General features: G+C 66.1%; 8 protein-coding genes and 1 pseudogene. 1 reads left to right on the forward strand and 8 read right to left on the reverse strand.

The annotated features are described in order from the left end of the window. The coding region (locus tag KH616_RS15575; protein ID WP_292247790.1) for an amino acid permease at positions 1-1,299 on the reverse strand (1,299 nt) is incomplete at its 3' end. Between the two features lie 151 nt (positions 1,300-1,450). Then, positions 1,451-2,866, reverse strand: coding sequence for an FAD-binding oxidoreductase (locus KH616_RS15580; protein WP_292247793.1), 1,416 nt, complete (start codon positions 2,864-2,866; stop codon positions 1,451-1,453). A 360-nt stretch (positions 2,867-3,226) separates the two neighbouring features. Here KH616_RS15580 and KH616_RS15585 point away from each other — a divergent pair, with 360 nt between their 5' ends. Next, a complete protein-coding gene (locus KH616_RS15585; RefSeq protein ID WP_292247796.1) occupies positions 3,227-3,451 on the forward strand; it encodes a hypothetical protein in 225 nt (74 codons plus the stop codon). Between the two features lie 64 nt (positions 3,452-3,515). Here the strand turns inward: KH616_RS15585 and KH616_RS15590 are convergent. The 6 genes and pseudogenes from KH616_RS15590 to KH616_RS15615 form a co-directional block, all read right to left on the reverse strand. Next, positions 3,516-5,766: pseudogene (locus tag KH616_RS15590) on the reverse strand (EAL domain-containing protein). 274 nt (positions 5,767-6,040) lie between these two features. Continuing rightward, entirely contained in the window at positions 6,041-6,367 is a 327-nt protein-coding gene (locus KH616_RS15595; RefSeq protein ID WP_292247798.1) for a hypothetical protein, read from the reverse strand. Between the two features lie 150 nt (positions 6,368-6,517). Next, entirely contained in the window at positions 6,518-6,643 is a 126-nt protein-coding gene (locus tag KH616_RS15600; RefSeq protein WP_292247808.1) for a hypothetical protein, read from the reverse strand. A gap of 33 nt (positions 6,644-6,676) precedes the next feature. Next, the gene (locus tag KH616_RS15605) at positions 6,677-7,528 is read right to left on the reverse strand and encodes a 3-hydroxybutyryl-CoA dehydrogenase (protein ID WP_292247799.1); all 852 of its coding nucleotides are present in this window, start codon (positions 7,526-7,528) and stop codon (positions 6,677-6,679) included. Between the two features lie 34 nt (positions 7,529-7,562). Further along, positions 7,563-8,750: a beta-ketothiolase BktB gene (bktB, locus tag KH616_RS15610; RefSeq protein ID WP_292247803.1), complete on the reverse strand. Its 1,188-nt coding sequence runs from the start codon at positions 8,748-8,750 to the stop codon at positions 7,563-7,565. Between the two features lie 118 nt (positions 8,751-8,868). Continuing rightward, a partial coding sequence (locus KH616_RS15615) for an acyl-CoA dehydrogenase (protein ID WP_292247805.1) occupies positions 8,869-9,826 on the reverse strand: 958 nt, incomplete at its 5' end.

Genomic DNA, 9,826 nt, shown 5'->3' on the forward strand with positions numbered 1-9,826 from the left:
TTCCGGAATGAACGCCATCGCGACGAGGATGCTGATCATTCCGCCAATCGCGAACCACGTCAGGTAGGGGTATGCCCACATCCTCACGCGCAGTTCGCCGGACTCCTCGCGCTCGAAGCGCTTGCGCAGGCGCAGCTGCGAGAATGCGATGAGTACATAGACGAAGATCGCGACGGTGCCGTACGAGTTCACGAGGAACGCAAACACGGTGTCGGGCGACACATACGACATCACGACCGACACATAGCCGAATACGGTACCGAGCAGGATCGCGCGCACCGGCACGCCGCGCTTGCTGACCTTCGCGAGCGCCTGCGGTGCATCACCGTGGCGAGTCAGTGCGAATAGCATCCGCGACGCGGCGTACAGGCCCGAGTTCAGCGCGGACAGTACGGCGGTCAGCACAATCGCATTCATTACGTGGGCCGCCGCCGGCAGGCCCATCACGTCGAGCGCACTGACGTACGGCGTGGCCATCTGCGGCGAATTCCAGGGCACCAGTGCGACCACGAGCGCCACCGAGCCGACGTAGAACACCAGCACGCGCGTGATCACCGAGTGAGTTGCCTTCGCAACGGCCTTCGCGGGCTCGCGCGCCTCCGCCGCCGCGATCGTGACGATCTCCGCGCCGAAGTAGAACCCTGTTGCGGCCACCGCACCGCTCAACACCGGCCCGATACCGAGCGGCATGAAGCCGCCGTTGCCGAGCAGGGTCGGCGGCACCGACGCCGACCGCATCGACGCGGGCCACAGGCCGAGCACGTAAAGGCCGCCGAGGAACAGGAACACGACGATTGCGGCAACCTTGATCGACGAGAACCAGAACTCGAACTCGCCATAACTGCCGACCGAGATCAGGTTCGTGAGCATGAGCACGACCAGCATCCCGAGACTGAGGATCCATGCCGGCGTGTCGGGCAGCCAGAATTGCACGAGCTTCGCGCCCGCGACCGCCTCGAGCGCAACCACGATGACCCAGAAATACCAGTACATCCAGCCTGTCAGGAAGCCTGCGAGCCGGCCGGGACCGCGCTGGCTTCCGAACGCGAGCCGCGCATATTCATAGAACGAACCCACGGCCGGCATCGCGCATGCCATCTCGCCGAGCATTCGCATCACGAGCACGACCAGGCCGCCCGTGATCAGAAACGACAGGATCGCGGCCGGCCCGGTCTGCTGGATCACCACGCCGCTGCCGACGAACAGCCCGGCGCCGATCACGCCGCCTAGCGCGATCATCGTCATATGGCGCTGCTTGAGCCCACATTTCAATTCACTCTGGTCCACCGAGGGTTGCATGTCTTCTCCCTATCCAGGTAATCCGGACGCGTCCCGTGCGAGATCGCATGGCCGGGCGCGGACGCCGTCGATGATGGAGCGTGCGATGGCGCGTACGCGCCCGGCCGCACGGATTTGTGGTTGCCTTGTCGTGGATAGGCGCGTGCCGTGCTCAGGGCTTCTCGTCGCGCCTGAAGTACGACACGTAGAGCATCCGCTGGCCGATGCGCCGAAACGGTGCGAACGGGTGACCGGGCAGCGGCGACGTGAAAATCGGCAGCGTCTGGCGCGCCCCTTTGCCGGCGATTCGCTCCGCGAGCCGCCGGCCGGCCTGCTGCGAATACGACACGCCGTTGCCGCCGTAACCGAGCGCGTAAAACACGGATTGACCCAGATCGGGGTGACACACGCGCGGCATCATGTCGTGGCTGACGTCGACCCAGCCCCACCACGAGTAGTCGATCTGCACGCCGCGCAGTGCTGGAAATTTGCGCGCCATCCCCTCCTTCAGCAGGTCGAGGTGACGTGGATTCGATGCGTCCGCGCCCGTGATCGCGCTGCGGCTGCCGATCTGCAGACGCCGGTCGGGCAGGAAGCGATAGTAGAAGCGCAGCATGCGCGTGTCGGTCAGCACCTGCGTCGTGCGAAAATTGCATGCGGCGATTTCCGCGTCCGTCAGCGGCCGCGTGACCATCGAATTAGACAGGATCGGCATGACCTTGCTGCGCAGCGAAGGATGCAGTGTCTGCGCGGTATACGCGCCGGTCGCAATGCCAACCGCGCGGGCCCGAACGATGCCACCCGGGGTGCGCAGATGATGGATGCCGCCGATCGTTTCGAAGCCGATCACGGGGCTGCTCGTGTGTACCTTCGCGCCCGCTTCGCGAGCGAGGCGCAAATAGCCGAACGCCAGTTTCAGCGCATGAATGCCGATGCCTTCCGGCTCGTGCAGCGCGCCGGCCGCTTCGTGGTCGTCAATGAATTCACGACGAAAAGTTTCAGCGCTGAGCAGCTCGGACGGATAGCCGAATACCTCCTTCCACACCTTCGCCTCGGTCGCGAGCTTCGCCATGAAGCGCGGGCGATGCGCGATCAGAAAGTGGCCGCCCGGCTGGGGATCGCAGTCAATCTCGGCAACGAGCGACTTGAAATGGCAAAAGCCTTCGAGGATTTCGTCGTGCATCTTCAATGCGACATCCTTACCCCAGCGCGCGATCCACTGCGAACGGGAAAGGCGCCCCGACGCGTTCTGCCCCTGCCCGCCGTTGCGACTGCTGCAACCCCAGCTCGTGCGGTTGGCTTCGAGCACGACGGCCGTAATCCCGTGTTCCCTGGCGAGGCACAGCGCAGTCGCGAGGCCCGTATAGCCGCCACCGATGATCGCGACGTCGACGTCGAGATCCTTCGTGACAGGGCCATCGTCAGGCGGTGGATCACCCGCGGTCGCGACCCAGTATGTGGGCGCGTACTGCTTGCCCTGGCCGGGCCCTGGCGATACGAGCGGATCGTAGGCCGGGTCGTATCGCGTATCGACCGACAGGCCCGCGACGGATCCGCTCGTCGCCCGTCCGATTGAATGACTCGCCATGATCAACCCTCCGACGAACCAATGCGGATCACGCGCGTGTGCGTGCCGTCGTCATCGAATATGGCGAGGGGGATGTCCGCCGAACGGGCGAAAGTTGCCGACTGGCTGTTGGCCATTCCTGTCTCCTGATCGTTCTTTTCCGGTCGATCTTGCGCGGACGCATCCATTCGGCCCGTTGCAGGAAGAAAGTGTAGGCAGGGCTATTTCACGCAGGTAGGGCCAGTGAGCCGGATTCGCTTGGACCAGCCGAACAGCGTGCATCGCACGGGATGGCGCAAGCCGCCCCGCTCCGTCCCGCATGGCGAAGCAGGCGTGCAACACCTACACTGAAAAGCATCCGGATCAATCGGGAGAGCCGCCATGATTGACGTATACGAAACCATCGGCAGCCGTGCGTTCTCCGCGCATCTGGCGAAGGACGGCATGGTGACGCTGATGGAACAGCGCCAGGAGGTCGATCGCGTGACGCTCGCCACCGCGTACGCCGCGCTCGTCGAGGATGTCGAAACGGAGGACGATCTGCGCGAAGCAACCGTCGAGGGCATGATGCGCGCGCTGATCCAGGGATACGCCCGCAGCCACTGAAACGACGCGGCGCGACGCCGATGCGACGTGCGCCGCGCATCCGCAGGCCGCCCGGCCATGCGCGTCACACCCGGCTCAGCCGCTGTGCATAGTCGGCCGGTTCCAGCGGCTGGCTGAACAGAAACCCCTGCTGCCTGTCGCAGCCGATCTGCCGCAGGAAGGACGCCTGCGCCTCCGTCTCGACGCCTTCGGCCGTCACCTTCATGCCGAGCGAGTGCGCCATCGCCACCACCGCTTCCGTGATTGCGACTGCATCGCGGTGTTCGGGCACGCCCGCGACGAACGACCGATCGACCTTCAGGTTGTGCAACCGGAAGCGTTTCAGGTAAGACAACGACGAATAGCCGGTGCCGAAGTCGTCGACCGAAATCCGCACGCTCATGTCGGTCAGCGCCCGCAGCATCGGCAGCACGGTCTCGCTGTCGTTCATCAGCAGCCCTTCGGTGATTTCCAGCTCAAGCGCGGACGGCTCGAGTCCTGCCGCCTCGAGACAGCGCTCGACGGATTCGACAAGCCCGTCGTGGAACTGTCGCGGCGACAGGTTGACCGCCATCACCAGGTCGGGCGCGATGGTCCGGCGCCATTCCGCCGCCTGCCTGCACGCTGTTTCCAGCACCCATTGGCCGATCGCGACAATGAGCCCCGTATCCTCGGCGACCGGGATGAACTCCGCGGGCGACAGCGGCCCGAGCTCCGGGCTCGTCCAGCGCAGCAACGCCTCGGCGCCGACCGTGCGTCCGCTGAGGCCGTCGACGACGGGCTGGTAGACGAGCCGCAATGCGTTCGACGCAAGCGCGCGCCGCAGCGACTGCTCGATCGCGAAGCGCCGCTGCAGCCGAAGGTTGAGCTGCGCGGTAAAGAACGTGAAGCTGTTGCGGCCGCGCTGCTTTGCGTCGTACATCGCGGAATCCGCATTGCGCATCAGCGTGGCGGGATCGTCGCTGTCGCGCGGCGACAGGCTGATGCCGATCGATACGCCGAGGTAATACTCGTTGTTCGCGACCTCGAACGGCTTGCCGATCGTGTCGATCACCCGCCTGGCGAGCATCGCGAGTTCGTCGGGATCGTCGTAATCGCTGACGACGATGACGAACTCGTCGCCACCGACGCGCGTGAGCGCATGCCGCTCGCCGACACATTCCGTCAACCGCGCCGCCACGCAGCACAACAGCGCGTCGCCCGCGTCATGGCCCGCCGTGTCGTTGACCTTCTTGAAGCCGTCGAGATCGACGTACAGGATCGCCACGCGCGCCGGGCCGGCCGCATCGTCGCGCGACTCGAACAGTTCGCGCATCCGGTCGGCGAGCCAGCGGCGGTTGTAGAGGCCGGTCAGCGAATCGTGCGTCGCCAGGTAGCGCAGCTGTTGCTGCGCTTCGCGCACCGGCCCGACATCGCTGAACGAGACCAGCACCGAATCGGCCAGCGTCTCACCGGCCTTGACGATCGGCACCGCATTGGCCGTTGATCCAGATGATGTCGCCGTCGGCGAGCCCGACGCCGATCGTGTATCCGAGCTGGGATTTTCCCGTGGCGATTGCGCGCCGGCTCGGCCAGTCGTCCGGCGGAATCGGCATGCCGTCCTCCCGCATCGCGTGCATCAGCACGGTCGACAGGTGACGGCCGTCGAGGCTGCCCGTCACGCGCAGCATCCGGTGCGCGCTCGGGTTGCTCGCGAGCACGGTGCCGTCGCGGGACACCACGAGAATGCTCTCGTTCAGGCTGTTGACGACGAGCCGGTGATGCTCCTCGCTGCGCGCGAGCTGCCGCGCGATCTTGTCCTGATGCACGGCAAGCCCGACGCTGTTGCTGATGTCGCGCAGCAGGGCCGTTTCCTCGTCGCCGGGCCGGCGCGGCGTGCGGTGATAGACCGCGAATGCGCCCAGCACGACGCCGGCTTCATCGATCAGCGGAACCGACCAGCAGGATCGCAAGCCGAGCGGCAATGCAAGTGCCTTGTAGGATGCCCAGAGCGGATCGGTCGTGATGTCCTCGACCGCGATCATGCGGCGCTCGAACATCGCGGTGCCGCACGAGCCCGCGGCCGGCCCGATCTCCGCGCCGTCGATCGCGGCGCTGTAGTGCGCGGGCAGCGAAGGCGCCGCGCCGACGCGGATGTGCACGCCGTCGTCGTCGAGCAGCAGGATCGTGCAGGATGCGCTCTCGCCCAGCAGGGCCTCGGCTCGCCGGCACACTTCGACGAGCAGCGCCGGCAACGGCGTGTTGCGTGTGATCAGTCGCAGCACGCTCTGCTCGGATGCGAGCACTTCGGCGGCGAGACCCAGGCTGTAGCGGGGACTTTGCGGTTCCGTATCCAAGATGAAGCCTGCCGTTGTTCTCGACCGGGTCTTGTTTGATTGTTCCCGGCTGTGTCGCGCCGGCCCTGCGCCCGGGTTTACGCCGACGCGCGGCCCGAACGGAACGGGCTTCGCGGCGGCCTCGCGGCGCAGTCTGTTTTGTACACCAATCCGTGGCGCACGGGGCGTTGGTAAACATGTAAATTTTCCGGTGCGTTGCGCGCGGCGCACATCTGTCCGTACGGTTCGGACAGGTTGCGTGCCCGTAGCCGGCGCTGCCCGGCAGGCGGGCCGCTCAGCCGCGCGGCTCGGCCGCGCTGTCGTAGACCGGATGGCACTCGAATGCGAGTTCGGAACGCCCCTCCACGCCGCCGCCGCTCACCGACTCCTGCTTCACGCTCACGCGCATGCCACGCTGTGCGCAGTAGTCCGTCGCCTCCGTCATCGCCGACACGTGAGCGCCCGCCCATGACGTCGACACGCCGCGCGCCAGCGTCGAGACGGTGAATACGTTCGGATTGGACGTCGGGACGACATCGGAGACGGTCGTGCAGGCGGCGAGCAGCCAGGCAGCGGTGGCGACGGGCAACCATCGCGGGGACTTGAAGAATCGAATCGGCATAGGGAAGCGGGCGCGCGTCGTCAGGACGGCGCTGGAACAACACGGTCGCCAGTATGCCCGGGACTTCGCCGCAGATCATCCCCATGACATGAACAGTTTGTTTCGTTTTGTTAAACGATCCGATCTACGATGTTCACGCCAATACACCCATCATGCCTTCGTCATGTCGATATCCGGCACATCGTCGCCGAACGTCGAGGCAACGAGCGTCCGCATCGCGGCGATCCGCAGCGTCGGGCCGGACTGATTGAACGAGCGGCGCTCGCCGCGACACATGCACGTCGCGGCAAGCGCGCCGATGCGGCACGACTACGCGTAGTCGTACACGCCCCGGCCCGTCTTTCTCCCAAGACGGCCCGCCGCGACGAGTTCGCGCAGCAGCGGACACGCGCGATATTTCGGATCGCCGAAGTCCTTCAGAAAGACATCCATCACGGAAAGGCATACATCCAGCCCGACCAGATCCGCGAGCGCCAGCGGCCCGATCGGATGGTTCGCGCCGAGCCGCATCCCCTGGTCGATCTCTTCGGCAGTCGCGACGCCTTCGGCCAGCACGAAAAACGCCTCGTTGATCATCGGCACCAGAATCCGGTTGACCACGAACCCCGGCGAATTGCGCACGCCGATCGGCGACTTGTCGAAACGCTCCGTCAGCGCACGGACCGCCTGCGCAGTCGCGTCGCTCGTCTGCAGCCCGCGGATGATCTCGACGAGCGGCATCAGCGGCACCGGATTGAAGAAGTGCATGCCAATGAAGCGCGCGGGATCGGCGAGCGTCGCGCCGAGCGCCGTGATCGAGATCGACGACGTGTTCGTCGCGATGATCGCCTCGGGACGCGCGACCGCTTCGATCTGCTTCAGGATGCGGATTTTCAGGTCGACGTTCTCGGTGGCGGCCTCGATGACGATGTCCGCCGCCGACAGGCGCTGATAGTCGGTCGACGTCCCGATACGCGCGAGCGCGGCATCGCGCGTCGCGGCATCGAGCTTGTCCTTCGACACGAGACGCTCGAGACTGGCCGTCAGGGTCGCGACACCTCTGGCGAGCGCCGCGTCGTTGACGTCGATCATCACCACCTTGAATCCCGCGACGGCAGCGGTCTGCGCGATGCCATTGCCCATGGTGCCGGCGCCGACCACGCCGACGGTCTGGATTGTCATGAAACCTCCTGCTTTCGGACGCACCGCGGCGCGTTTATTGAAGATTCTCGAAGATCGCGGCGATGCCCTGCCCGCCGCCGATGCACATCGTCACGAGCGCGTACCGCCCGCCGATGCGCTTCAGCTCGGCGAGCGCCTTGACCGTAATCAATGCGCCCGTCGCGCCGATCGGATGGCCGAGGGAAATGCCCGAGCCGTTCGGGTTGACCTTCGCCGGATCGAGGCCCAGTTCCTTCGTGACCGCGCAGGCTTGCGCCGCGAACGCCTCGTTCGCCTCGATCACGTCGAGATCGGCTGCGCGGAGCCCGGCGCGCTCGAGCGCGAGACGGGTCGCCGGCACGGGGCCGATGCCCATGTACGCCGGATCGACGCCCGCATGCGCGTACGACACCAGCCGCGCGAGCGGTTTCGCGCCGCGGGCGCGCGCCGCATCGGCACTCATCATCAGCACGGCGGCCGCCGCATCGTTGATGCCGGACGCGTTGCCGGCCGTCACCGTGCCGTTCTCCTTGGCGAAGACCGGCCTGAGTTTCGTGAAATCGTCGAGCGACGCGTCGTGGCGCACATGCTCGTCGGTGTCGAATGCCACCTCGCCCTTTTTCGTCCGCACGGCGATCGGCAGGATCTGGTCGCGGAAGCGGCCTTCGGCGATCGCGCGCGCCGCGCGCCGGTGCGACTCGAGTGCGAGCGCGTCCTGCTCGTCGCGCGTGATGCCGTACTTGCGCGCGACGTTCTCGGCCGTCACGCCCATGTGGATCGTCTGAAACGGATCGTGCAGCGCGCCGAGCATCATGTCGACGAGCTTTGCATCGCCCATGCGTTGCCCGAAACGGGCGGCCGGCACGCTGTACGGCGCGCGGCTCATGTTCTCGGCACCGCCGCCGATCGCGACATCGGCGTCGCCGAGCATGATCGATTGCGCAGCGGTCACGATCGCCTGCAGGCCCGAGCCGCACAGGCGGTTCACGGTCAGCGCGGGCGTGTGCTGCGCGACACCGCCGTCGATCGCCGCGACGCGGGCGATGTACATGTCCTTCGGCTCCGTATGCACGACGTTGCCGAACACGACATGGCCGACATCGTCGCCCGGCACGTTCGCGCGCGACAACACCTCGCGCACGACTTTCGCACCGAGTTCGGTCGGCGCGAAATCCTTGAGACTGCCGCCGAAATCGCCGATCGCGGTACGCACACCGCTGACTACCACCACTTCCTTGCTCATTGTTGTCTCCTTGTTTGGGCGTCGCCGACCCGTGCCGCGCGCGCCGCACGTTACATGTCCGGATTATGCGGGCCGCCGCCGTTTTTCACGAACACGCGGGCCCGGCACAGCGTTCCGTTCAGAACTGCTCGTCGGTCAGTGCAAAAAGACCGTCATCGCCGCGCGCCGCGAGAATCGACGCTTCAAGCGCGCGCGCCTGCGGCAGCACATAGTCGGCAAAGAAATGCGCGGTCGCGATCTTCGCGCCGTGGAACGCCGGATCGTCCGCATGCCTGCGCTGCGCGGCAAGCAACGCACGCGCCATCTGCCAGCCCGTCAGCACGATGCCGGCCAGCTTCAGATAAAGCACGCTGCCGGCGAATACGGCATTCGGATCCCGCTTGCCGTGGTCGAGCACATACTGCACGACGTTTGCGAGTGCGTCACGACCGTCGGCAAGACGCCGGTGCATCGCCTCGAATGCGCGCGCCGCCGTGCCGGCATCGATCGACTTCAGCTCGTCGAGCGTGCGATCGATCGACGCGAGCAGCATCCGTGCCGCCGCGCCGCCGTCGCGCAGCGTCTTGCGGCCGACGAGGTCGTTCGCCTGGATGGCCGTCGTGCCTTCGTAGATCGCGAGAATGCGCGCATCGCGATAGAACTGCGCGGCGCCTGTCTCTTCGATGAAACCCATGCCGCCGTGCACCTGCACGCCGAGGCTCGTCACATCGTTCGACATTTCGGTGCTCCAGCCCTTGACGACCGGCACCAGATATTCGTAGATCGCGCGATGCTCGGCGCGCACCGCGGCATCTGCCGCGTGATGCGCGATATCCGAATGCGCGGCCGCGACGTAAGCCAGCGCGCGCGCGCCTTCGGTCATCGCACGCATCGTCATCAGCATCCGGCGCACGTCCGGATGGTGGACGATCGCGACCGGCTGGGCCGCCGAGCCATCCACCGGCCGGCTCTGGATGCGTTCCTTCGCATAAGCCGCCGCCTGCTGATACGCGGCTTCGGACACCGCGATGCCCTGCAGGCCGACACCGAAGCGTGCCGCGTTCATCATCACGAACATCGCATTCAGGCCCTTGTTC

This window comes from Burkholderia sp. (assembly GCF_018375725.1).
In the GTDB taxonomy this organism is placed as follows: domain Bacteria; phylum Pseudomonadota; class Gammaproteobacteria; order Burkholderiales; family Burkholderiaceae; genus Burkholderia.

Bases quoted from the DNA above. Each gene is read 5' to 3' on its own strand.
- bktB (WP_292247803.1), bottom strand. From the start codon at position 8,750: ATGAGCAAGGAAGTGGTGGTAGTCAGCGGTGTGCGTACCGCGATCGGC.
- KH616_RS15600 (WP_292247808.1), bottom strand. From the start codon at position 6,643: ATGTGTCGCGGCGAGCGCCGCTCGTTCAATCAGTCCGGCCCGACGCTG.
- KH616_RS15580 (WP_292247793.1), bottom strand. From the start codon at position 2,866: ATGGCGAGTCATTCAATCGGACGGGCGACGAGCGGATCCGTCGCGGGC.
- KH616_RS15585 (WP_292247796.1), top strand. From the start codon at position 3,227: ATGATTGACGTATACGAAACCATCGGCAGCCGTGCGTTCTCCGCGCAT.
- KH616_RS15605 (WP_292247799.1), bottom strand. From the start codon at position 7,528: ATGACAATCCAGACCGTCGGCGTGGTCGGCGCCGGCACCATGGGCAAT.
- KH616_RS15595 (WP_292247798.1), bottom strand. From the start codon at position 6,367: ATGCCGATTCGATTCTTCAAGTCCCCGCGATGGTTGCCCGTCGCCACC.